General features: G+C 66.0%; 17 protein-coding genes. 8 read left to right on the top strand and 9 right to left on the bottom strand.

The genetic code is table 11. From position 1 onward, the window contains the following. The first annotated feature begins 115 nt into the window (after positions 1-115). Complete coding sequence (locus U1708_RS14030) at positions 116-2,293, top strand: tetratricopeptide repeat protein (protein ID WP_332746463.1); 2,178 nt, start codon at positions 116-118, stop codon at positions 2,291-2,293. Beyond that, complete coding sequence (locus U1708_RS14025; protein ID WP_332746462.1) at positions 2,290-3,474, top strand: deoxyguanosinetriphosphate triphosphohydrolase; 1,185 nt, start codon at positions 2,290-2,292, stop codon at positions 3,472-3,474. Before U1708_RS14030 ends, U1708_RS14025 begins: the two co-directional genes overlap by 4 nt. Before the next feature lie 214 nt (positions 3,475-3,688). Here U1708_RS14025 and U1708_RS14020 read toward each other — a convergent pair whose 3' ends face one another. Next, positions 3,689-3,982, bottom strand: a complete 294-nt coding sequence (locus U1708_RS14020) for a hypothetical protein (RefSeq protein ID WP_332746461.1) — start codon at positions 3,980-3,982, stop codon at positions 3,689-3,691. A gap of 254 nt (positions 3,983-4,236) precedes the next feature. Between U1708_RS14020 and argS the strand changes: the two genes are divergently transcribed. Together argS and U1708_RS14010 are read left to right on the top strand one after the other, a co-directional pair. Beyond that, positions 4,237-5,961, top strand: coding sequence for an arginine--tRNA ligase (gene argS, locus U1708_RS14015; RefSeq protein ID WP_332746460.1), 1,725 nt, complete (start codon positions 4,237-4,239; stop codon positions 5,959-5,961). Continuing rightward, positions 5,961-6,680: an SPOR domain-containing protein gene (locus U1708_RS14010; protein ID WP_332746459.1), complete on the top strand. Its 720-nt coding sequence runs from the start codon at positions 5,961-5,963 to the stop codon at positions 6,678-6,680. The genes argS and U1708_RS14010 overlap by 1 nt, the downstream gene beginning before the upstream one ends. Before the next feature lie 895 nt (positions 6,681-7,575). Here the strand turns inward: U1708_RS14010 and U1708_RS14005 are convergent. Further along, a complete protein-coding gene (locus U1708_RS14005) occupies positions 7,576-7,845 on the bottom strand; it encodes a hypothetical protein (protein ID WP_307083698.1) in 270 nt (89 codons plus the stop codon). A gap of 272 nt (positions 7,846-8,117) precedes the next feature. Between U1708_RS14005 and U1708_RS14000 the strand changes: the two genes are divergently transcribed. Continuing rightward, positions 8,118-10,430, top strand: coding sequence for a ribonuclease R family protein (locus U1708_RS14000; RefSeq protein WP_332746458.1), 2,313 nt, complete (start codon positions 8,118-8,120; stop codon positions 10,428-10,430). Positions 10,431-10,663: 233 nt separating this feature from the next. On the opposite strand, the gene U1708_RS13995 is transcribed toward U1708_RS14000, so the two are convergent. Continuing rightward, positions 10,664-11,821 (bottom strand): saccharopine dehydrogenase family protein, encoded by a 1,158-nt coding sequence (locus U1708_RS13995; protein ID WP_332746457.1) that lies wholly within the window; start codon positions 11,819-11,821, stop codon positions 10,664-10,666. Between the two features lie 108 nt (positions 11,822-11,929). Here U1708_RS13995 and U1708_RS13990 point away from each other — a divergent pair, with 108 nt between their 5' ends. Next, positions 11,930-12,268 (top strand): TfoX/Sxy family protein, encoded by a 339-nt coding sequence (locus U1708_RS13990; protein WP_332746456.1) that lies wholly within the window; start codon positions 11,930-11,932, stop codon positions 12,266-12,268. Between the two features lie 864 nt (positions 12,269-13,132). Here the strand turns inward: U1708_RS13990 and U1708_RS13985 are convergent. Beyond that, the gene (locus tag U1708_RS13985) at positions 13,133-14,908 is read right to left on the bottom strand and encodes an ABC transporter transmembrane domain-containing protein (RefSeq protein WP_307083707.1); all 1,776 of its coding nucleotides are present in this window, start codon (positions 14,906-14,908) and stop codon (positions 13,133-13,135) included. 186 nt (positions 14,909-15,094) lie between these two features. Here U1708_RS13985 and U1708_RS13980 point away from each other — a divergent pair, with 186 nt between their 5' ends. Beyond that, positions 15,095-16,327 (top strand): polyhydroxyalkanoate depolymerase, encoded by a 1,233-nt coding sequence (locus U1708_RS13980; protein ID WP_332746455.1) that lies wholly within the window; start codon positions 15,095-15,097, stop codon positions 16,325-16,327. Between the two features lie 38 nt (positions 16,328-16,365). Here the strand turns inward: U1708_RS13980 and U1708_RS13975 are convergent, their stop codons facing one another. The 3 genes from U1708_RS13975 to U1708_RS13965 form a co-directional block, all read right to left on the bottom strand. Continuing rightward, entirely contained in the window at positions 16,366-16,848 is a 483-nt protein-coding gene (locus U1708_RS13975; protein ID WP_056052905.1) for a pyridoxamine 5'-phosphate oxidase family protein, read from the bottom strand. A gap of 389 nt (positions 16,849-17,237) precedes the next feature. Further along, positions 17,238-18,416 carry an acetyl-CoA C-acyltransferase gene (locus U1708_RS13970; protein ID WP_332746454.1) on the bottom strand — a complete coding sequence of 393 codons (1,179 nt, stop codon included), beginning with the start codon at positions 18,414-18,416 and terminating at the stop codon, positions 17,238-17,240. Positions 18,417-18,480: 64 nt separating this feature from the next. Next, a complete protein-coding gene (locus tag U1708_RS13965; protein ID WP_443030056.1) occupies positions 18,481-18,933 on the bottom strand; it encodes a MaoC family dehydratase in 453 nt (150 codons plus the stop codon). Between the two features lie 157 nt (positions 18,934-19,090). Here U1708_RS13965 and putA point away from each other — a divergent pair, with 157 nt between their 5' ends. Next, positions 19,091-22,138, top strand: coding sequence for a bifunctional proline dehydrogenase/L-glutamate gamma-semialdehyde dehydrogenase PutA (putA, locus tag U1708_RS13960; RefSeq protein WP_443030055.1), 3,048 nt, complete (start codon positions 19,091-19,093; stop codon positions 22,136-22,138). A gap of 239 nt (positions 22,139-22,377) precedes the next feature. On the opposite strand, the gene U1708_RS13955 is transcribed toward putA, so the two are convergent. Further along, positions 22,378-23,553, bottom strand: a complete 1,176-nt coding sequence (locus U1708_RS13955) for a mechanosensitive ion channel family protein (RefSeq protein ID WP_332746451.1) — start codon at positions 23,551-23,553, stop codon at positions 22,378-22,380. Positions 23,554-23,564: 11 nt separating this feature from the next. Further along, positions 23,565-24,632 carry a DNA topoisomerase IB gene (locus U1708_RS13950; protein WP_503676848.1) on the bottom strand — a complete coding sequence of 356 codons (1,068 nt, stop codon included), beginning with the start codon at positions 24,630-24,632 and terminating at the stop codon, positions 23,565-23,567. Positions 24,633-24,638 lie beyond the last annotated feature (6 nt).

Here is a 24,638-nt window from a genome sequence, read left to right as displayed (position 1 = left end):
CGCCCGTTGCATGCTCCTCGGCACTTCACTCGTCGCCGCCCCAGCCCAGTTCGCCGCGCCCGTGCGTCGCAGATGTTGCCGGTTCGATCGGGCTGGCGTCTAGACAGATGATCTCATGACCCGCTCGTCCCATCATCTCCTGACCGCCGCGCTGGCACTCGTCCTCGCAGCCGTACCCGGCGCCGCGTCCGCGCAGGCCGTCGTCCAGGCGATCCCGGGCACGACCGATGCGGACAAGCTCGGCGACGTCATGCGCCAGCTCGCGAGCAACCCCCGCAACATCGACGCACTGATCAAAGCCGGCGACCTGTCGATGGGCCTAGGCGACCTTAGCGGTGCGGCGGCCCTGTTCGCGCGCGCCGAAAAGGTGAACCCGCGCGACGGACGCGCCAAGGCGGGAATGGCCTCGATCCTCGTCCGGTCGGAACGTCCGGGCGAAGCGCTCCGCTACTACGCGCAGGCGGAAGGCCTCGGCCTCGACCCACGCAATTTCGCCGCCGACCGCGGCCTCGCCTACGACCTGATCGGCCAACAGGACCGCGCCCAGCGCGACTACCGCGTAGCACTCCGCGATGCCCCCGATGACGAGACCATCCGGCGATATGCGCTGTCGCTCGGCATATCGGGCAAGTCCGACCTCGCGATCCAGCAGCTCAATCCTTTGCTGCTCAAGAGCGACCGTGGTGCGTGGCGCTCGCGCGCTTTCATCATCGCGATGAACGGCGACGTCGCTGGCGCCGAGAAGATCGCAACCACGATGATGCCGCGCGGGACCGCGCAGGGCCTGCAACCCTTCTTCCAACGCCTGCCGACCCTCCCGGCGAGCGACCGCGCCTTCGCGGTACATTTCGGCGAAGTCCACGCAACGCCCGCGCGCCTCGCGGATGCACGAATGGCCCCGCCGCTAGGCATGCTCGCCGCCGACCCGACCGCTCCGGTAATGATGGCCGCGGTGACGCTGCAACCCACAGTCGCCGCGACCACCGGCAAGAAGGACAGGCGTGATCGGCGCGCCAGGCCCGACCGGGTCCAGATGGCCGCGGCAGCTCGCACGCCCACGCCAACCACCGCCGCGCCAACCTCAACCGCGCTCCGTACCACGACGATCGTTCCCGCGCCGACCCCAACCCCCTACGCCCCACCGGTCCAGCTCGCAGCCGCGCCGATGCAGATGGTCCAGCCGCTCCCCACCCGCACGGCCCAGCCCGCACCGCAGCCAAGCTATTCGGCACCGACCGTCGCGGTCCAGGGTGCCCGCATCAACCCAGCCGCGGAAGCGAACTCGGTTGTCGCTGCCACGATTCCGCCGAGCACAGCGTCGGTACCGGCAACCTCGGTCGCGCGCGTTCTACCCGCCCCCTCGACGGCCGGAACCCTTCCCCAGAGCGTAGCTACGCAGATGGCGGCGATCCCGGTGGGACAGGCAGCGACCGATCCGACCCGCGCGGCCAACGCGCTAGCCGCGTCGGCAGCGGCGTCGCCCTCGGTTTCCGCGCAACCGGCGCCCATCCAGCCGGCACTCGTTCAGCAGACCGTCCCAGTCCAGAGCGCCAGCGCCGCTACGCCGACGCCCGCCTTTACCAGTTCGCCCACTCCAGCCACGACCGAAGTAGCGGCGACAACACCGCCGCGCACCCACGCGGTCGCGGCGAGCGAGGACTCGATCCTCGCGCGGATCGTCGCTGGCCTGTCGATCCCCGCGTCCGAACTCGACGTCGCGCCGATGCGTCCCGCGCCCGTCGTGACACCCGCCGCCATCCCGGTTTCGGACGATGCCGAGCGTGTGCTCGCGGAGGCGAAGGCCAAGACCGAGCGCGACGCCGCCGCCAAGGCGATCGCGGCAAAGACGCTCGCCGCCGAAAAGCTCGCAGCCGACAAGAAAGCCGCGGCCGACAAGAAGGCCGCAGCGAAAAAAGCCATCGCCGACAAGAAGGCGCTCGCGGAGAAGAAGGCCGCCGCCGCCGAAAAGCTCGCCGCCGACAAGGCCGTAGCCGAGGAAAAGCGGATCGCGCGTGCCAATCCCGCGCGGACCTGGGTCCAGGTATCGACCGGCCCCCTCAAGGGCGATCTGCCCAAGGCGTGGAAGAACGCCAAGGCCAAGGCCCCAACCGTGTTCGGCACCCGCGCCGGCTGGACCGCGCCGTGGAAGGCGACCAACCGCGTGCTCGCCGGCCCGTTCAAGACCGATGCCGAAGCGCGCACGTTCGTCAATCAACTCGCCAAGGAAGGCGTCCCGACGTTCACCTTCACCAGCGATCCCGGTGAGATCATCACCAAGTTGCCCGCGAAGTGAGTTACCGCGCGCCCTGGGCATCGGACCCGGCGCGCAGCAAAGGACGGCTTCACGAGGAACAGAACGGGTCCGTCCGTGGCCCGCGCGATGCCTTCCAGCGCGACCGCGACCGGATCATCCACTCGATCAGCTTCCGTCGCCTGCGCCACAAGACGCAAGTCTTCATGGCCCCCGACGGCGATCATTTCCGCGTCCGCCTGACGCACAGCCTGGAGGTCGCGCAGATCGGCCGAACGATCGCGCGGACGCTGGCGCTGAACGAGGACCTCACCGAAGCGCTGTGCCTCGCGCACGACATCGGCCACCCGCCGTTCGGCCATGCCGGCGAGGACGCGCTTAAGGCCGCGCTGATGCCGTCGGTCGAGGACGGCGGGCAGGGCGGGTTCGATCACAACGGTCATACGCTGCGCACGCTGATCACGATCGAGCGGCCCTATCCGATGTGGAACGGGCTCAACCTCACCTGGGAAACGCTCGAAGGGCTCGCCAAGCATAATGGTCCGGTGCGAAATCCGGGCTGGGCGCTGGCGGCGGCGGATGCCGAGTTTCCCCTGGCGCTGACCAGTTTCTCGTCGCTCGAGGCACAGGTCGCGGCGATCGCCGACGATATCGCCTACGACAATCACGACATCGACGACGGCCTGCGGGCCGGGCTGCTGACGCTCGACCAGATGCTCGCGGTACCGTTGGTCGCGCGCGGCTGGGATGACGTGCGCCGCCGTTTTCCCGACGTCGCGCCGAAGCGTCTGGTCGGCGAACTCGTCCGCACGCAGATCGGGACGATGGTCAACGACCTGATCGCCGAGACACGGCAGCGGATCGCGGCGAGCGGGGTCACGAGCGTCGACGACGTCCGCGCCGCGGGACAGTGCCTGGTCGGCTTCTCTCCCGAAATGCGCGAGGCGGAGCGCGACCTGAAGCGCTTCATGTACGCCAATCTCTATCACCACCCACGGCAATTGGCGGCGGCGGATGCGGCGCACGGCATCGTGTCCGGCCTGTTCGCGGTGTACCGCGACGATCCGGCGACGATTCCTGAAGAGTGGCGCGAGCGCTTGCCGACCGACGATCCCGACCGTAGCCGGCATATCGCGGATTTCATCGCGGGGATGACGGACCGGTACGCCGTATCCCGTTACCGCGAGTTGGTCGGCCCCATCGACCTGCCCGAGGGATTCTGACTTCTGCTCCCCTCCCCGGAAGGGAGGGGCTGGGGGTGGGTGGGCTGGCTTGTGCCGCTACTGTTCCACGATACCGGAACCGACCCACCCCAACCCCTCCCTTTCAGGGAAGGGAGTCAAAGGGCCGCGGGTTTACGCAAGCGCGAGACCCCAAACGCAAAACGGCGGCCGGACCGAGGTCCGACCGCCGCTGCTAGTACCAAAGCAGGTTAGCTCAGCGCGTAACCGAAGCGATACCGCCGGCTGCACCATTGGCTTCGGCAGTCTTGAACGCGACCGGAACGCCGGCCGACTCACCCGATACGCGATCGCCACGGACTACCAGGTGGAACTTCTGACCCGAGGGATAGCGGCGACCGTCGATGATCTGCCGGCCATGATCCTGCGTCGATGTATAGACGTACGTGCTGCCCTCGTGGACGAAGCTCTGCTTGGCCTCTGCTGCCATGCCGATCGTCGACGTGAGGGCGGCGGCGGCTGCTGCGATGATCTTGACGGTGTTGCGCATGATCGTGTCTCCCGCGTGGTGCTTCGAGCCGGTCTTCACCCAACTCTCAAGTCGCCGAAATATTGCGGTGCAGCATGAGTTGCAATTGCAAACCTATCGATCGCGATTGCGCGTACTGCAATGATGGTCCGTACCGGCACCAATTGCCCCAAATATCCTCGGCGCCCATGACGGACGTCACGCAACTGGATTAAAATTGAGCGCCGCGCTGCTATGGTCTAGAGCGCCCGTTTCCTCGACGTACCGGGACTGCCATGACGCTCTACACTCGTTTTGCCGCGCATATCGACGCGGCGCTCGACACCCTGACCGCGGCGGGCACGCTGCCGGCGGGGCTCGACCGAAAGAACGTCACGGTCGAGCCGCCGCGCGACACCAGCCACGGCGATCTCGCGACCAACGCCGCGATGGTCCTCGCCAAGCCCGCCAGGACCAACCCGCGTGTGCTGGCCGATGCGCTGGTCGCCGAACTGTCGAAGCTCGAAGACGTCGCCTCGGCCAGCGTCGCCGGCCCGGGCTTCATCAACATGAAGCTGACCGATGACGCCTGGCGCGCGGAACTCGCCGCGATCCCGGCGGCGGGCGCCGATTACGGCCGCTCGAAGCAAGGCGACGGCATTACCGTCAACATCGAGTATGTCTCGGCCAACCCGACCGGCCCGATGCACATGGGCCATTGCCGCGGTGCGGTGGTCGGCGATGCGCTCGCCAGCCTCCTCGAATTCGCAGGCCACAAGGTCATCCGCGAATATTACGTCAACGATGCCGGCGGCCAGGTCGACGTGCTCGCACGCTCGGTTCACCTCCGCTACCGCGAGGCACTCGGCGAGACCGTCGAGATCCCCGAGGGCCTGTATCCCGGCGACTATCTCGTCCCCGTCGGCCAGTCGCTCGCGAAGGAATTCGGCGACCGCTACGTCGGCGCGCCCGAGAGCGAATGGCTGGTCGTCTTCCGCACGCAGGCAGTCGCCGCTATGATGGTGATGATCCGCGCCGATCTCGCGCTGCTCGGGATCGAGCACGAGGTGTTCGCCTCGGAAGCCGAGCTTCAGGCCGCGAAGAAGCCGGAAGCGGCCGAAGCGGAACTGCGCTCGCGCGATCTCGTCTACGACGGTGTGCTCGAAGCACCGAAGGGTGAGACGCCCGACGATTGGGAGCCGGTCGAGCTGCCGCTGTTCCGCTCGACGCAGTTCGGCGACGACCAGGATCGCCCGATCAAGAAGTCGAACGGGTCGTGGACCTATTTCGGCGCCGATCTCGCCTATCATTTCCAGAAGAGCCAGAGCGCCGACCAGCTGATCGACATCTGGGGCGCGGATCATGGCGGTACGGTCAAGCGGATCGTCGCGGCGGTGGCGGCGCTGACCGGCGGCAAGACGCGGTTCGACGTCAAGCTCGTCCAGATGGTCCGGCTGTTGCGCAACGGCGAGCCGGTCAAGATGTCGAAGCGGTCGGGGAATTTCGTCACGCTGGCCGACGTCGTGCGTGAGGTCGGCAAGGACGTCGTGCGCTTCACCATGCTGACGCGGCGGTCGGATGCGCAGATGGACTTCGATTTCGCGAAGGTGGTCGAGGCGTCGAAGGACAATCCGGTCTTTTACGTCCAATACGCGCATGCCCGCATCGCATCGCTGCACCGGCGTGCGGAAGAGGCGGGAATTACACCGATCTCGGCCGACCTGTCCCGGCTTGATACGGACGAACTGGCACTCGTTCAGCTCGCGGCGCAGTTCCCGCGGCTTGTCGAGATCGCATCGACGGCGCGCGAGCCGCATAGAATTGCATTCTATCTCTACGACTTGGCGGCGGCGTTCCATGCGCTGTGGAACGTCGGCAACGACCGTCCCGATCGCCGGTTCCTGGTGATCGAGGATCCGCAGGCGACGGCCGCACGGCTTTTCTTGGCATCCGCGATAGGGCAGATTATCCGCAACGGCCTCGCGATCATGGGCGTCGAGGCGGTTTCGGAGATGAAGTGATGGCCGACCATATGGATCTGCGCGAGGAAGACCGGCTTCCCTGGCTCGAAACCGTCGAGCCGGACGAGCAGGACACCGTCGGCATCGGCCGCGTGATCGCGTTTGTCGTGCTCGGCCTCGCGGTGCTCGCGGTCATCATCTTCGGCATCTACGCGCTGCAAGAGCGCACGCCCACGGGCGATGGCCAGCTGATCGCCGCGCCGTCGGGCGAGTATAAGGTCAAGCCCGACGACGCCGGTGGCCTGAAGGTCAAGGGCGAGGGCGAGTCGGCGATCGCGACCAGCGCGGGCAAGTCGGGCAACGGCGCGATCGACCTACGGGGCGTGCCCGAGGCACCGGTCGCAGGCACGCGCGCGGTCGCTCCCAAGGCGGACGATGCGGCGGGTCGCAACGCGGTCGCGCAAGTGCCGGCATCGGGTGGCCGGCTGGTCGCGGCGGCCCCGCTGGCGCCATCGAAGCCCAACGGCGTCGGCACGGCCACCGGTGGGTCGCTGGTCCAGTTGGGCGCGTATCCCAGCGAAGCCGTTGCCAATGCGGCGTGGGCCAATTTCTCGAAGCGGTTCGCGTATGTCGGCGCACTCGGCAAGTCGGTCCAGCCGGTCGCAACCGGCGGCCGTACCCTGTATCGCCTGCGCGTGAACGCGGGCAGCGCGAACCAGGCAGCGGATATCTGCGGTCGGTTGCGTGTCGCCGGCGAAACCTGCTTCGTCGCAAGCTGAGCGTGACGGCTGACCGGGCGGGAGCCGTCCGGTCGGGGTGAGGGTGAGCTAGCCGACGAGGATAGACGTTCGGTGATTTTGGCCCCGATGCTGGAATGCGCGTGTTACGCCGGATCGGTTCGCCATTTACCTTTGAGAAGCAGGCAAACCCTGTTTCTCCGCGAAGGCGGGGATCCAGGCTTTGCTTGCGGGCGAGGACACGCTGAGAAAGGCGATGTCCTGAAGCACCGGGGGGCGACATTGGTCTGCGTGATCGGTGCAAGGCTCCGGCTACAACCGCGCCTCAATCGCCATCGATCCTGTTCACCGCCGACCATCTCACCGCTGATCATCGTGCAGGCTTCCGCCTGACGGTCTCGTTCTCCCGCGAAACTCGTTCTCCCGCGAAAGCGGGAGCCCAGGGTGCCAAGCGCAGCCCATGTGGTCCTGGGCTCCCGCTTTCGCGGGAGAACAATGGAGATCCGGGATGCACATGGACGGCGGCAAGCGCTGAACGCCCTCGCAAAACAGTTTGCTGCCGAAGCCGGAAAGCCGTGGTCAACTTCCGCCACAAAAGATCGCAATAGCGTTTGGGACGGTCACACTGGCGAGAAGGTCGTCGCGACCGCCTACGTCCCAGTTCGGAGAACGTCCGCAGCTTCCTTTATTCGCATCGTGACACCACCCAACCCGTTAGGGGTTTCGCGGCCAATCCGCTTTCAAAGGCCACGCTAATATCAGAGGCCCGTCTGCTATCAGAGGCCAGTCTGCTATCAGAGGCCAGCCTGCTATCAGAGGACCGTGTAGCGCGAGTTGTGATCCGACCCTCGCCGACCAAGCAGGCCATTCTTGAGGCCAAGCGCTTCCCCAGCGCTATCGGCGCAAGATGTCCATAACCGATCCTGTCATATACGACCTAAACCGTACGACGATGCTTCCCGCCGTACTTACGCCCGATATAGTCGCCGATCTGCGCGACTTCGGTGGCTGCTGCGCGCGCTCCGTCCATCTGGCAGGGCAGTGGATCATTGTCGTGATTGGCGACCCGCGCCTGGACCTTGTCACACAACTCCTCGATGTCCGCGCGCGACAGAATGTTCTTCTCGCGTAGCAAGCATATCAGGCTCTGCAGGATGACGAGGTTCTTGTCCTCGGGATCCGCTTCGAGTTTCAGGGACGTTGCCATGATCTCTCTCCTTCGGCGTTTCCGACAGAGTATGCCTATCGGCGTGGGTTGCAACCCTTAATACGCAAAAACATACCGGTTGCTCAAAACTGTATAGACTATGTCAATCGCAAGAAGCATTCGGTAGAACTCGGACGTACCGGATTGGGTATCGCTCGCCGCTCCAACGTCATTGGCATCGATCTCGTCCGTGACGAGGCGGAACGAACCGGCACCCGAAAGGCGACCGGTTGCGGGGTGACGGAACGGGTCGGCGTGCTTATCTCTAAGCAATGTACAAACCAAAAGCCGGTCTTCCGACGCGCGAGCAGATCCTCGACTTCATCGCCAACTCCGACGTGCCCGCGGGCAAGCGCGAGATCGCCAAGGGCTTCGGGCTCAGCGCGCAGGACAAGATCGGGCTCAAGGCCCTGCTCAAGGACATGGCCGACGAGGGGCTGATCGACAGCGCGCCCGGTCGCGCGTTTCACAAGATGGGCGGCATTCCGAAGGTCACGGTGCTGCGGATCGCGGACGTCGACGATGGCGGCAACGTCTGGGCGGTCCCCGAGCGCTGGGAAGCGGAGGGCGTGCCGCCGCCACGCTTGCGCGTCCGCGAGCGGAAGCGCGGTGCGCTCGGCGTCGGCGAGCGGATCCTCGCGCGGACCGAGGAAGCCGGGAACGGCTGGATCGCGCATCCGATGAAAGTGCTCGCGCCGGCGTGCGAGCAAGTCCTTGGCGTGTTGCGCGAGGAGGCAGGGCGGCTCTGGCTGACCGGCGTCGACAAGCGCGAGCGTCGCGAGTTCGCGGTGGCGGATGCGGGTGGCGCGGCACCGGGCGACCTCGTGCTGGCGGAACTCGCGGGCAAGCCGCCTAAGATCGCGGCGCGCGTGGTGTCGAAACTGGGCGATCCGTTCGCGGCCCGCAGCTTCTCGCTGATCGCAATCCACAAGCTCGGCATTCCGGACGTGTTCTCGCAGGAGGCGCTCGACGAGGCCGAACGCGTGGCGAAATTGCCGCTTGGGGAGGGCCGCGAGGATCTGCGCGACTTGCCGATCGTCGCGATCGATCCAGAGGATGCGCGCGATCACGACGATGCGGTCTGGGCGGAGGCGGACGACGATCCCGCCAATGCCGGCGGGTGGAAGGCGATCGTCGCGATCGCCGACGTCAGCTTCTACGTGCGGCCGAAGTCGGAGGTCGACCGCGAGGCGCGCCGCCGCGGGAACTCGGTCTACTTCCCCGACCGCGTCGTGCCGATGCTGCCCGAAATCCTGTCGGCCGAGGTGTGCTCGCTGAAGGAGGGCGCGGACCGTGCGGCGCTCGCGTGTCATCTCCGTATTGGCAAGGACGGCTCGCTCAAGTCCTGGCGCTTCACGCGCGCCGTAGTGCGGATCGCGGCGAACCTTGCCTACGAGGAAGCGCAGGCGATCATCGATTCCTCCTCCCCTCCCGTCTTGCGGGAGGGGGCGGGGGAGGGCGGCGCGCCACTGGATGCTGCCCAGAGTCAGGAAGCCCCTCCCCCGACCCCTCCCGTAGACGGGAGGGGAGATATGTTGGCGGTCCTCCAGCCCCTCTGGGCCTGTTGGCACGCGCTGGCCAAGGCTCGAGACGCACGCGCACCGCTCGATCTCGACCTCCCCGAACGCCGCGTCGTACTCGACGAGAAGGGGCGCATCATGTCGGTGTCGCCGCGCGAACGCCTCGACGCACACCGGCTGATCGAGGACTATATGATCGCCGCCAACGTCGCCGCCGCCAAGGCGCTCGAGGCGAAGAAGGCTCCCGTGATGTACCGCATCCACGAGCCACCAAGCCGCGAGAAGCTGGCGGCGCTTAAAGAATATCTCGAGACGTTCGACGTGCCGTTCGCGCTCGGGCAGGTCGTCCGCCCGGCCACCTTCAACCACATCATCGAGCGGATCGGCGACGCGGATTTCCGTCCTCAGGTGATGGAGCAGATCCTCCGCACCCAGACCCAGGCCTATTACGCGCCCGGCAATCACGGGCATTTCGGCCTCAGTCTCGGCAGTTACGCGCATTTCACGTCGCCGATCCGGCGCTATGCCGATCTGCTCGTCCACCGCTCGCTCGTCTCCGCTTACGGGCTCGGCGAGGGCGGGTTGCCCGCCGACGATGCCGCCAACATGGAGTCGGTCGGCGAGATCATCAGCCGGCTCGAACGCCGCGCGATGGAGGCCGAGCGCGACACCACCGACCGCTACGTTGCGGCGTTCCTCTCGGAGCGCGTCGGCCAGGTGATGGACGTGCGGATCACCGGCGTCACCAATTTCGGCTTCTTCGCGACGGTCGAGGGGATCGGCGGCGACGGCCTGATGCCGGTACGCGACCTGGGCGGCGAATATTTCCGCTTCGACGAAGGCGCGCGGACGCTGACCGGCGAGCATAGCGGTGACGTCTTCGCGCAAGGCCAGACGCTGGAGCTGCGACTGGCGGAAGCGAACCCGGTATCGGGCGCGCTGCGCTTCGAAATGCCGGAGGGGAAGGGCGCCGCACAGCCTCCCCGTGGCAGCCGCAAACCGGTGCGCGAGATCAAGCGGCGCGGTCGCCCGGCGAACATCCGCCATCAGGGAAAGCGGCGCTAGGAATTGCGAAAACCCCCCGCGCTATGCGAGATCGGCGCGGGGGGAAATGCAATGCGGGGACTTATCCTGGGCCGGTCGCGGCGTCGGGCTGCAGCTATTGCAGCGACGTCGGGAGTCGTCGCCGGTGCAGCCGCCGCAGCGACGGTGTTCGCGCTGGCGGACTGAAGCTGGGCTCCCGCCTCCACGGGAGAACAAGGCGGCGGGTGCAGTCGCTGGACCAAGATCCCAGCCTATCACCCGACCGTAAAGCTCAGCCCCGCCTTCGCCACCAACCGATCGCGCAGTTTCGCGCCCATCAGCGCCCCCGGCGTCCAGATCCCGCCATCGCCGTCGACGTCCTGCACGAGGCACAGCGCGGCCTCCGCGATCATCTTGCTGGTCGAGCCATAGCCGGGGTCGCGGTCGCCCGTCACCACCGCGTCGATCCGTTCGCCGCCCGGCATGATGCCGACGAACAACAGGTCGTAATGGCCGGCATCGCGCTGCGCCTTCGACGGCCCTTCGCCGGGCTTCGGCCCCTTGTCGCCGGCGAACGGATTGAACTTCGCGATCGCCTCCGCCGCCACCTTGCCGAGATCGCCCAATCCGGCGACCATCATCTCGTCATAGACGAAGTCCGCGCCATACGCCTCGCCGAGCAGGAAGTTCGTGCGGTGGACGTTCTTGGTGTTGATCGGCGCCATCACGAACGGCGCGACCCAGGCCGAGATGGTGGTGTCGTATTCGGGGATCAGCCCGGTGGGCTGGTGCGGTCCGCTGAAACCGGGCGTCAGCGCGAACGGGCTGGTCAGCAGCTTGACGATACCCGGATCGCGCGCCGCCGCGGCCAGCGTCGCCTTCAGGCTCGCCGCGGTGCCGCCCGAGAACGTGCCCTGCATCTTCCGCACACGGCCTTTCACGCGCGGTGCAGGGGCGCCGAATTTGGCCTTCGCGGCGTCCTGCAACGTCAGCACGCCGAGATCGAACGGGATCGAGTCGAACCCGCACGAGAACACGATCCGCGCGCCGGTCCGCGTCGCTTCGCCCTCATGCGCGTCGATCATGTGGCGCATCCATGCCGGCTCCCCGCACAAGTCGACATACCCGGTCCCGGTCGCGGCGCAGGCGGCGACGAGGTCGGAGCCGTAGAGCTGGTACGGACCGACCGTGGAAATCACGACGGTGGCCCGCTCCGCCATCGCGCTAAGGCTCGCGGGAGTATCGGAATCGGCGGTAATCAGCGGCGTGTCGGCGGGCGCACCGATCAGGTCACGGACCTCCTGCAACTTCGCCAGCGAACGCCCGGCCATCGCCCACCGAACGCCCGCCGGATAGGTCTGGACGAGATATTCGGCGACCAGTCGCCCGGTGAACCCGGTCGCACCGTAGATGACGATATCGAAGTCGCGCATATCCATCTCCTGTTTCGCCGAGTTTGCGCGCCTGCGCACGTCGTCGCAAGTGAAACGCCATCGAAGGTGTGGCTCGCCATGCGCGCACCGATCTGCAAGGATCGGCCGATGGCATCCGATCGCAAGACCGTCGCGTTCATCGTCGACCAACTCGCCGGAGCCGGCGACGTCTCGGCCAAGCCGATGTTCGGCGAATACGGTGTCTATTGCGACGGCCGGATGGTAGCGATGGTCTGCGACGACCAGTTGTTCGTGAAGCCGACCCCGGGCGGCCGCGCATTCGCAGGCGCGATCGACGAGGCCTCACCCTATCCAGGGGCGAAACCGTGCCTGCTGGTCGACGCCGACCGTTGGGACGACGCAGATTGGCTAGTCGAACTCGTCCGCATCTCGACCGCGGAATTGCCGATGCCGAAACCGAAAAAGCCCAAGGCAAAGAAGGTCTAGGCGGATCGATGTTCAGCGGTCGCGGGTCATGACAGCCCAATAGCGCCGTCATCTCGGACTGGTTCGACCGCTATCTCGGTCGAACACCCAAGATTTGTTTCCCCGCGAAGGCGGGGATCCAGACTGGGCTCCCGCCTTCGCGGGAGAACAAGAAATGGCATAGTGCCGCACAACTGCCGACAGCCACGCCGCGATCTGCTCAACGCGGGAGCCTGAGAGCACGACTGCTCCCCCTCCCTGGAAGGGAGGGGCCGGGGGTGGGTAGGTTTCCGCATCAGGTAACGTTAGCGGCACAAGCAAGCCGCCCCACCCCCAACCTTCCCTTCCAGGGAGGGGCGAAGAAAGGTGGGACGCCGTCCGACAGAGGCCGGGGTCTAGTTGGAAAGGCCGTAGTAACGGAGCGCAGCCGTCGCCACCGACGTTTGCCAACTGGACCCTGACCTCCGCCGGGGGGCTCGCTAAGCATGATTACGGGCCCAATCCGGAGCGACGGAGAAATTCTGGAACTGTGCTGGCGGAACCTCTCCGAAAGACCTCGGCGCTTACCCGGTCGAACGAGCCCCCTTCGCCACGCCCCGCCACGCCGCGATCTGCTCAACGCGCGAGCCTGAGAGTACGACTGCTTCCCCCCTCCCTGGAAGGGAGGGGCCGGGGGTGGGTAGGGTTCCGCATCAGCTAAGGTTAGCGACACAAGCGAGCCGACCCACCCCCAACCCCTCCCTTCCAGGGAGGGGGGAAGAAAGGTGGGACCCCGGGCCCCACCGGGGAGGTGATCGTCGGTCCGGTATGATCACCGACCCAGTCCAGGGCGACCGAGAAATTGTGGCACTGCCGCGACCCGAAACAGCCGAACCCACCAGAGCCCTAAGCCGCCTCGTTGAACTGCAAACTCGCCAGTCGCGCGTACAGCCCGCTGTTCGTCATCAGCGACCCATGCGAGCCCTCCTCGACGATCTGGCCATCGCTCATCACGATGATCCGCTCGGCCGCGCGCACGGTGGCGAGCCGGTGCGCGATGACCAAAGTGGTGCGGTTCGCCATCAACCGCTCCAGCGCCTCCTGCACCAGCCGCTCGCTCTCCGCATCGAGCGCACTCGTTGCCTCGTCGAGCAACAGGATCGGCGCATCGCGGAGCAGTGCGCGCGCGATCGTCACGCGCTGACGCTGGCCACCGGACAGCCGCGCACCGCCTTCGCCCAGGAACGTGTCGAGTCCCTCGGGCAATTTCCGCAGGAACTCGGCGGCGTTGGCGGCTTCGGCGGCGGCCCATAGCTGGTCGTCGGTCGCGGACCAATCGCCGTAGCGAAGGTTGTCGCGCGCCGATGCCCCGAAGATGATCGTCTCCTGCGGCACCATTGCGATCCGCGCGCGGACCTCTGCCGGGTCGGCGTCGCGCAGGTCGATCCCATCGAGCGTCACGCGCCCCGCATCGGGATCGTAGAAGCGCTGGACCAACTGGAACAACGTCGTCTTGCCCGCACCGGACGGCCCAACGACGGCGACCGTCTCGCCGGGCTTCACGTCGAGCGAGAAGCCGTTGAGCGCGGCGACGTCGCGGCGCGTCGGGTAATGGAACTGCACGCCCTCGAACGCGAGCGCGCCACGCGGCGGCTGCGGCAGCGCGACCGGGTTGGCGGGCGCGGCGATCTCCGGCGTCTCTCGCAACAGTTCCGACAGGCGCCCGGCCGCGCCAGCGCCGCGCAACAGGTCGCCATACACTTCGGTGAGCGCACCGAACGCGCCCGCGACGATCCCGCCGGTCAGCACGAACGCGGCGATTGCGCCGCCGCTGATACGACCGGCCGCAACGTCGACCGCGCCTTCCCACAGCACCAACGTGATCGACCCGAACACAAGCCCGATCACGATCGCGGTCATTACCGCACGCAGCATAATCCGCGCGCGCGCCGCGGCAAACGTCGCACCGACCGCGTCCGCGAACCGCGCGGCCTCGCGGTCTTCCTGCCCGAACGCCTGCACGACCTTCATCGCGCCGAGCGTCTCGGTCGCGATCGAGCCGACGTCGGCGACACGGTCCTGCGAGGTCCGCGAGTAATTGCGGACGCGTTTGCCGAGCAGCGCGATCGGCAGGATGATCAGCGGAATACCGATCATGAGCATGCCGGCCAGCTTCGGCGAGATTGCGAACAGATAGATCAGCCCGCCGATCCCGGTGAAGGTGTTGCGCAACGCGATCGACACCGTACTGCCGACGACCTGTTCGATCAGCGCCGTGTCGGAGGTCAGGCGCGACGCGATCTCGGACGGACGGTTCTCCTCGAAGAAGCGCGGCGTCAGGCGGAGGAGGTGGCGCTGCACGGTCGTGCGGATGTCCGCGACGACGCGCTCGCCCAGCCACGAGACGTAATAGAACCGCACTGCGGTCGCGAGCGCGAGTACGACGACGATCATCAGAAGATAGTGGAACGAGGTGCCGACCGAACCGCTCGCGCCGGGGCCGAAGCCGCGGTCGATCACGCGCTTGAACCCGTAGGGAATGCCGATCGTCGCCGCCGAGGTCATCATCAGCGCGAGGCCCGCGAAGGCGATCTGGCGGGGATATTGCGAGGCGTGCCGCCACACCATCGCGAGATCGCCGATCCGGCGGGACGTCTTCTCTTCGGGTATCGGCTTGGCCATCCGCGGTGCCTAGCAGTGGCGGGGGTGGCGCTCAACGAGAACCGGGCGCGTGAAGGGCGGCGATCGATCGCGCTCGACCACCGCCCCAGGCCACCGCACCGGACGGAGCACCGGTCGATCGCGCGTTGCACTGCGGCAAAATTGCGTTACCACCGTCCAAAGCCCGATGAGGCGAGAGGATACCGCATGCTCTACGATGCCTATGAATTCCAGCGTTCGATGATGGCCGGTGCCAGCAGGATGGCCAGTTTCGGCGCGGACATGCTCAACAATCCGGCAAACCCGTTCGCCTATTTGGGCGGGGGCACGGTGGTCGCGTCGGCCCTGGAAGTGTTCGCACACGCGAATGCGACTCGCGGAAAGCCTGCCTTTGGTCTCGACACGACGACGATCGACGGCCGCGAGGTCGCGGTCCGCGAGGAGATCGTGTTGCGCAAGGACTTCGGGCAACTGAAGCGCTTCGTCCGTGACGGCATCGACGATGGTCCGAAGCTGCTGATCGTCGCGCCGATGTCCGGGCATTACGCGACGCTGTTGCGCGGGACCGTCGAGCGTATGCTGCCGTTCGCGGACGTCTACATCACCGACTGGCGCGACGCGCGCAGCGTGCCGTTGTCGGCCGGACGGTTCGATCTCGACGATTACATCGACTATCTGATCGAATATCTGGAAACGATCGGCGCGAACGAAGGGCAGGGGGGCACGCACATGCTCGCCGTCTGCCAGCCATCGGTGCCGTGCTACGCCGCCGTCGCGTTGATGAGCGCGGACAAGAATCCGTGCCGGCCGAAGACGCTGACGATGATGGGCGGCCCTGTCGACACGCGCGAGGCGCCGACCGCGGTGAACACGCTGGCGACCGAACGGCCCCACGCATGGTTCGAGCAGAACGTAATCGCGACGGTGCCGGGCAATTACCCCGGCGCGGGGCGGAAAGTGTATCCCGGCTTCCTGCAACTCGCAGGGTTCATGTCGATGAATCTGGGCAACCACATGGTCTCGCATTGGGAGATGTATAAGCATCTCGTCCAGGGCGACGGCGAGAGCGCCTCGCAGAGCCAGGATTTCTACGAGGAATATCGCTCGGTCTGCGACATGACCGCGGAATTCTATCTCCAGACCATCGATGTCGTGTTCCAGAGCCATGCGTTGCCGCGGGGGATCATGACGCATCGCGGACGGCTGGTGGATCCGGCGGCGATCACCGACATCGGTCTGCTCGCGGTCGAAGGCGAGCGTGATGATATTTCGGGGTTGGGGCAGACGAAGGCGGCGCTGACGCTTGCGACCGCGTTACCGGATGAGAAGAAGCGCTATCTGATGGCGGAAGGTGCCGGTCATTACGGCATCTTCAACGGCTCGCGTTGGCGCGACAAGATCGCACCGGTTGTCGAAGAGTTCATCACCGCGAACGGGTGATAAAATGGGCAGCCCCGTGCGGGCTGCCCATGATTGGCTTAGGCGATCGAGTTTACCACGGCGTGGCTGCTCGACTCGTCCGAACGGATCGTGCCGCCGAACAGCATCTTGAGACGGCCACCGATCGAGATGTCGGTTTCCCACAGCTCGGCGCTGTCGATGTCGAAGCGCAGCAGCGTGAGGTTCGGGTCTTCCTTGCCGCCCGGAAACCATGCCTCAACCTGGTTGTTCCAGAGCTTGTCGATCTGCGTGCGGTCGTTCGACGTCGAGACGTCGCCCGCCATGCAGGCGAAGAAGTCATGGCCCTTGCCGACGAACTGCGCCATCGCCGCGCCGCCCTTGGCGATGCGGTTGTCGCGACCGGCGAAGAAGAACAGCGTGTTGGGCTGATCGTCGTCGATCTGCGCGGTCATCGGCTCCGAATGCTGGCCGTCATGCAGTCCGATCATCACGAACGGGCTAGCCTTCAACTTGTCGATGAACTTCGCTGCGACCTCCTGCGGTGTATCCTTGTCGGCCATCGTCATTCTCCTATTGGCTTGGATTGCCACTGAGAACGGGCGGGGCGGAGGTTGGTTGCGCGTACCGTTACGCGATGCCGTTTGGTGAAAGCGTGTGGAGGGCGCCATGATAGCGACGGCAGTAGTTCTGCTGCCGAACAAGAAAGGTAAGGTGTATGCAACTTGCCGATCTGTGCCTCATTCTCGGCATGCTCTTCGCCTTCGCGACATTAGTCGTGAAGATCATCGAAGTGTCACGCAAAGGCTGGGTGCGCGGGAGGGGCTTGGGCTGACACCCAAGTCCCAAACGTATTGAGCCCCAGCCGCTGACACGACCGGGGCTCAAACAAGAAAGGCGGTGTATGCAACGCCGATACAGTACATGCGCTACACCGGCTAGAAATTCAAGATCACAGTACCTCGAACAACCCGGCTGCACCCATGCCGCCGCCGACGCACATCGTGACCACGACATATTTAGCCCCACGACGCTTGCCTTCGATCAGCGCGTGGCCGGTCGCGCGGGCGCCGGTCATGCCGTAGGGGTGGCCGATCGAGATAGCGCCGCCGCTGACGTTGAGCAGCTCGTCAGGAATGCCGAGCTTGTCGCGGCAGTAGAGCACTTGCACAGCGAACGCCTCGTTCAGTTCCCACAGGCCGATATCGTCCATCTTGAGGCCGAAGCGCTTGAGCAGCTTGGGGATCGCCACGACCGGGCCGATGCCCATCTCGTCGGGCTCGGTGCCACCGACCGCCATGCCGACATAGCGGCCGAGCGGCTGGAGACCGCGCTGTGAGGCGATCTTCTCTTCCATCAGTACCGATGACGACGAGCCGTCAGAGAGCTGCGAGGCGTTGCCGGCGGTGATCGTGAAGTCTGGGCCCATCACGGGTTTCAGCGACTGGAGGCCCTCCAGCGTGGTGTCGGCGCGGTTGCCCTCGTCCTTGGTGACCGTCACGTCCTTGTAGGTGACCTCCTTGGTCTCCTTGTTCACCACGGCCATGTTGGCGACGACGGGGATGATCTCCGCGTCGAAATAGCCTGCGGCCTGCGCGGCGGCGGTGCGCTGCTGCGATTGGAGCGCGTAGGCGTCCATCGCGTCGCGGCTGATGCCGTAGCGCTTGGCGACGACTTCGGCGGTCTGCAGCATTGGCATGTACACGTCCTTGTGCATCGCGATCAGCTGGGGATCGGGGGCGACGCGCATCTGCGGGGTCTGGACGAGGCTGATGCTCTCGACGCCGCCGCCGATCGTGATGTCCATGTTGTCGGTGATGATCTGCTTGGCAGCGGTGGCGATGGCCATCAGGCCCGACGCGCACTGGCGGTCGACCGACATGCCCGAGACGGTCACCGGGAGCCCGGCGCGCAGCAAGGACGTACGGGCAATGTTGCCGGCCTGATGACCCTGCTGGAGCGCGCAACCGAAGACGACGTCGTCGACTTCGGTGCCGTCGATGCCGGCACGCTCGACCGCGGCCTTGATCGAATGCGACGCCAAAGTCGGCGCGGGGGTGTTGTTGAAGCCGCCGCGATAGGCGCGGCCGATGGGGGTGCGGGCGGTGGAGACGATGACGGCTGAGCGCATGATAAACCTCTCGAAAAGCTGGCGAATGGGGAAAGAAGATTAGGCCGGGTTAGGCCAAGATCGGTTATTTGGCGGAAGGAGGCGCGACGAAGACCTGGCTGAGCCATTCGGCGATCAGGGCGGGCTTGTCCTGACCCTCGATCTCGACGGTGAACTCCATCGATTGCTGCCACTGGCCTGGCTTCTTCTCGTTGAAACTCAATAGCTTGAACCGCCCTCGGACCTTGCTGCCGGATCGGACGGGGCTCAGGAAGCGGACCTTTTCGCCGCCGTAGTTCACGCCCATCAGCGCGCCCTCGATCTGCGGCGCGTCTGGCACCTTCGACGACAGCAGCGGCATCAGCGAGAGCGTCAGGAAGCCGTGCGCGATCGTGCCGCCGAACGGGGTCTGCGCCGCGCGGACCGGATCGATGTGGATGAACTGGTGGTCGCCGGTCGCATCGGCGAACGTGTCGATCATGGCTTGCGTGACCTCGACCCAGTCGGAAACCGTCTCGGTGCCGATGCGCTGCTGCATCTGCGCGGTGGTGATCGTCGCCACGGCATTCCCCTCAAAGCTCATTTGGCGCTAAGCGCTGAATTGTCTCTAGGCGTACAGGCAAGCGGATCGCAAGCCTCACCCAACCGGAAGCTGGAAAATGTCGACTGCCGTAACGTCCAATGCCCGTGATATCATGGCGAAGCTGTACCGCGCGAGCGAACCCGATGTTCTAAAACCGTTGCTGGACCGCGCCGCGCTCGATTCGGATTCGCGTGAGCGGGTGATGGGGCATGCACTGGGACTACTCGCGGACCTGCGGGCGGCGCAGAGTAAGGGCTGGGTGAACCAGTTCCTCCAAGAATATCGGCTGAATTCGTCGGAAGGCGTTGCGTTGCTGTCGCTGGCGGAGGCGTTCCTGCGCGTGCCCGATCCGGAGACGGCGGATCTGCTGATCGCCGACAAGCTGGGCGATGCGGACTGGCGGGCGCACGCGGGGAAATCGAACTCGAAGCTCGTCAATTCGGCGACCTGGGGACTGGTGGTCGGCCGCGTGCTGGTCGGCGAAGGATCGACCGGGCCGCTGCGGCGTCTGATCAGCCGCGCGGGCGAGCCGTTCGTGCGGCAGGCGGTCGGCGCGGCGATGAAGATGATGGGCGAGATCTTCGTAATGGGCCGGACCATCGACGAGGCGATGAAGCGGATGCGCCGGCCGGAGAACAAGGGCTTCACGGCGAGCTTCGACATGCTGGGCGAGGCGGCGCGGACGCATGCCGATGCGCAGCGTTATTTCCAGGCGTATGCCGGTGCGGTCGATGCGGTCGGGCGCGATCCGGCGGCGGGGCATTCGATCTCGGTCAAGCTGTCGGCGCTGCACCCGCGTTACGAGGTGGCGCGGTGGAGCGAATGCGTGCCCGCGCTGACCGAGATGCTCGAGGCGCTGGCGGTGCAGGCGGCGTCGAAGGGGATCGCACTGACCGTCGATGCGGAGGAATCCGAGCGGCTGGAGATGAGCCTGGACATCATCGGCGCGGTCGCGGGACTGCCGTCGCTGAAGGGCTGGGACGGGTTCGGCATGGCGGTGCAGGCGTATGGCAAGCGCGCGCGGCCGGTGATCGCATGGGCGAACGGGCTGGACCGCGTGATGAACGTGCGGCTGGTCAAGGGCGCGTATTGGGATAGCGAGATCAAGCGTACGCAGGTCGAGGGACTGGCGGACTATCCGCTGTTCACGCGCAAGGCGGCGACCGACGTGTCGTACCTGGCGGTGGCGAGGGACATGCTGGCGGCGGAGAATATCCGGCCGGCGTTCGCGAGCCACAATGCGCTGACGGTCGCGACGATCATGGAGTGGGCGGGCAACTCGCGCGATTTCGAGTTTCAGCGGCTGCACGGGATGGGCGACGGGCTGTACGAGCGGCTGGTGCAGGAGAATGGGTATCATTGCCGCGTTTACGCGCCGGTTGGGGGGCATCGCGATCTGCTCGCGTATCTGGTTCGGCGGTTGTTGGAGAATGGGGCTAATTCCAGCTTCGTGCACCAGTTGGCGGACGAGCGGCTGACCGAGGCTGAGATTCTGGCGGATCCTGTAGCGAAGATCGCTGCGGTCGGGGGGAAGCGGCATCCTAGCATTCCGTTGCCGGTGGATCTGTTCGGGGCCGGGGGGCACCGGAATTCTGCCGGGTTGGATTTGAGTGATGTTGGGACGTTGGAGGCGACGGTGCGGGCCGTTAATTCCCCCCTCCCGCTTGCGGGAGGGGCCGGGGGTGGGCTCGCGCTATCGTCATCGGCTACGGCTGGTGATGAGCGGGCAGCCGCAGGCGTTGCGTCCAGTGGTGAGCGCGTGCCCACCCCTAGCCCCTCCCGCTTGCGGGAGGGGGATCAGGTTGCGGCTGCCATTGGTCGCGCACATGCGGCGTTTCCGGCTTGGTCTCGGACGCCGGTGGATGATCGGGCGGCCTGTCTGGAGCGCCTCGCCGATTTGCTCGAGAAGCACCGCGACGAACTGATGGCGATCTGCGTGCAGGAGGCGTTCAAGACGATCGCCGATGCGATCGGCGAAGTGCGCGAGGCGGCCGATTTCTGTCGCTATTATGCGCAGCAGGCGCGGGCGAACCTCCAGGCGATCGAGCTGCCGGGGCCGACAGGCGAGCGCAACATGCTGCATATCGAGGGCCGCGGTGTCTGGGCGACGATCGCGCCGTGGAACTTCCCGTTGGCGATCTTCCTCGGCCAGACGGTGGCGGCGCTCGTGACGGGCAACAGCGTGGTCGCCAAGCCCGCGCCGCAGACGCCGCGGATCGCCGCGCTTGCGGTTGCGCTGGCGCATGAGGCGGGGGTGCCGGCCGACGTGCTGATCCTCGTGACGGGCGGGACCGAAGTCGGTGCCGCGCTGACCGCGGACGTGCGGATCCAGGGGGTCGCATTCACTGGGTCGACCGCGACGGCGCGCAAGATCGCGCGGGCTCTGCTCGACGACGATAGCCGGCCGATCGTGCCGCTGATCGCCGAGACGGGCGGAATCAACGCGATGATCGTCGATTCCACCGCGCTGCCCGAGCAGGTGGTGGCGGACGTGATCGCGTCGTCGTTCCGCTCGGCGGGGCAGCGTTGTTCGGCGTTGCGGCTGCTACTGGTGCAGGAGGATATCGCGGACGGCGTGATCGAGATGCTGTCGGGCGCGATGGAGACCCTGCGGATCGGGCGTTCGGGCGATCCCGCGACCGATGTCGGGCCGGTGATCGACCAGGCTGCGTACGACAAGCTGATGGCGTACCGTGAGAGCGTGCGCGGGCAGTGGCTGAAGACGCTCGACGTGCCGACGGATGGGCTGTTCGTGCCGCCGACATTGGTGCGGATCGGCGCGATCGAGGATCTGAACCAGGAGTGGTTCGGGCCGATCCTGCATGTCGCGACGTGGGAGGCGGGGAAGCTGAGCGAGACGATCGCCCGGGTCAACGCCAAGGGCTATGGCCTGACGATGGGGCTGCACAGCCGCATCGCGCGGGCGGCGGAAGTGATCGAGGCCGAGGCTGCGGTGGGGAATCTGTATATCAACCGGTCGATGATCGGCGCGGTCGTGGGGTCTCAGCCTTTTGGGGGCGAGGGGCTTTCGGGGACCGGGCCGAAGGCTGGTGGGCCGCGGTATCTGTACCGGTTCTGTGCGGAGCGGGCGGTTTCGGTGGATACGACGTCTGCTGGGGGGAATGCGACGTTGTTGTCGTTGGATGAGGGCGGGATTTAGGGTTCATTACTCGGGCACTTCTTTCCTTTCCTGTCATTCCCGCGAAGGCGGGAACCCATACTGGCTGGCCGTGAGGCTAATCGCGACGCCTTGAGTATATGGGTCCCCGCCTCCGCGGGGATGACGACGGGAATGGACATATGGAAGGGCTTGCACGCTGTTCTCCCGCGAACGCGGGAGTCCAGGGTTCCGAGGGACTGTGTTTGTGACCGTGGGCCCCTGCTTTCGCAGGGGAACGATCAGGCGGGCGTTGCTTCCGCGTCCGACCGTCGCCCTTCCGGATATGGCATCACCATAGACCCGTCCGGGGCAGCCATCATGTTGACCTGGGTCGGGAAGGCGATCTCGATTTTTTCGTCGTTGAAGCGCTTCAGGATCGCGATCCCCACCGCCGTGCGGCCGTCGTAGAAGCTCGCATAATCCGGGCCCTTGCTGTCGAACTGGACCTCGAAGTCGAGGCTCGAAGCGCCGAACCCCGTGAAGCCCGCCCGGATGAAGATCTTGTCGTTGGCTTCGACGATCTCCTTCAGCATCGCGGGGATGCGCGAGCAGACTTCGGGGGGCGTCGAATAGGTGACGCCGATGAGGAATTTCGCGCGGCGGTGGTTGCGCTGCGTGTTGTTGAGGATCTCCTTGTTGAGGAGGTTCTTGTTCGAGATTACGCGCTCCTCGCCGTCGATGCCGCGGATGCGCGTTGATTTGAGGCCGATCGCCTCGACGCTGCCCGAGGCGGTGTCGTAGCTGATCGAGTCCCCGCGGCGGAACGGGCGGTCGAAGATGATCGCGAGCGCGGCGAACAGGTCGGCGAAGATGCCTTGCGCGGCGAGGCCGATCGCGATGCCGCCGACGCCGAGACCCGCCACCAGGCCGGTGACGTTGACTCCGAGATTGTCGAGCACCACCACCAGTGCGACCGCGAACACCACGAACGTGACGAGCAGCCGGATCAACCCCATCGCCGAGAGCAAAGCCTCACCCGAATAATGTTCGGACTGTGTACGGTGCTCGATCGCGCCGAGGATGATCTCGCGGACCCACACCGCCGCCTGCATCACGGCGGCGACGGTGAAGAGGAAGTTGATCGTCGTCGCGACTTCGCCGGGCGCGGCGGAGTAGCCCGCGACCAGCTTGGCCGCGAGCATCACGATGAAGAAATTGCCGGTCCGCGCGATCGCCTTGCCGACCACGATTCCCCAGCCGTTGAGCGCACGCGGGCGCTCGCACAGCTTGCTGCCGAAGCGGCGCGCGGTGTGGAGGACGATGACGATGACCGCGCCGATCCCGAACGCGATCAGGATCTGGAGCCAGTATGCCTGGACCCAGGCGATGCTGGCGGTGACGAAGCCCTGGGCGTGATCGCCGACGTCGCTCGCGTCGAAGATCGGTTGTTTGGCGGCGGCGGTAGTGTTGGTCATGAGAATACTCGTCAGGCCGCTTTGGCGCGAGGGGGTGCGATGATCGCGGTCGGGCAGGCACCGGCTTCGAGGAACGCGATCAGGCCGCATTCCGCACGGCTGAGATAGCGCTTGGAGCGCGGAAGGCGGAGCGCCTGGCGGAAGGTCGACTGACCCGTCTTCACCAGCGCGATGAGCGCCGGGTGGACATAGCTTTTGCGCGCGATCGCGTGCGTGTTGCCGAGCCGCGCGACGACGGGTTCCAACATCGACTTGAGGCTGAGGTCGCGTTCGGCCGACGCAAGCGCCTCGAAAGCGGCGACGCTGGCGGCCCAGGTGCGGAAGTTCTTGGCGGTGAAATCGGTGCCGGTGACGTCTCGGATATAGCAGTTCACGTCGGTGGAGGTGACCGGATGCGCGACGCCCGCGTCGTCGAGCCACGCGAACAGATGCTGCTCGTCGAGGTCCTGGCATTTCTTGACGAAGCTGCTGAGCGATCGGTCGGTGATCTTGAGCGTCCGCATCTTGCCGGACTTGCCCTTGTACTGGAGCTTGAGCGTCGCGCCTTTCACCTCGCCGTGGCGTTTGCGGAGAGTGGTCGCGCCGAAGCTCTCGTTCGCTTCGGCATAGGCTTCGTTGCCGATGCGGATGTGGCCGCCGTCGAGCAGGCGGATAACCGCCGCGACCGCGCGTTCGCGGGTCAGCGAACGTTTACGGAGGTCGGCCTCGACCGCCTTGCGGATCTTGGGGAGGGCGTGGCCGAAATCGGCGCAGCGCTCATATTTGGCGGCTTCCTGTGCTTCGCGAAAACCCAGGTGATAGCGATACTGCTTGCGGCCCTTCTCGTCCCAGCCGACCGCCTGGATATGGCCATTGGGCTTGGGGCAGAACCAGGCGTCGCGGTAGGCGGGGGGCAGGCCGATCGCGTTCAGCCGGTCGATCTCGTCTCGGTCGGTGATCCTCTCACCCTTCGGATCCCAATAGCCCCAGCCGTTCCGCATCTTCTTGCGGGTGATGCCGGGCTTGGAATCGTCGGAATACACGATCTTGGTGGGCAATGCGGTGGTCCTTCCGGTCTCGAAATGTTCGGGGGCACGCATCGTTCC

Origin of the sequence: Sphingomonas arabinosi (assembly GCF_036663715.1) — a bacterium.
Classification (GTDB): domain Bacteria; phylum Pseudomonadota; class Alphaproteobacteria; order Sphingomonadales; family Sphingomonadaceae; genus Sphingomonas.
This window is presented reverse-complemented; position numbering and strand designations above follow the sequence as displayed.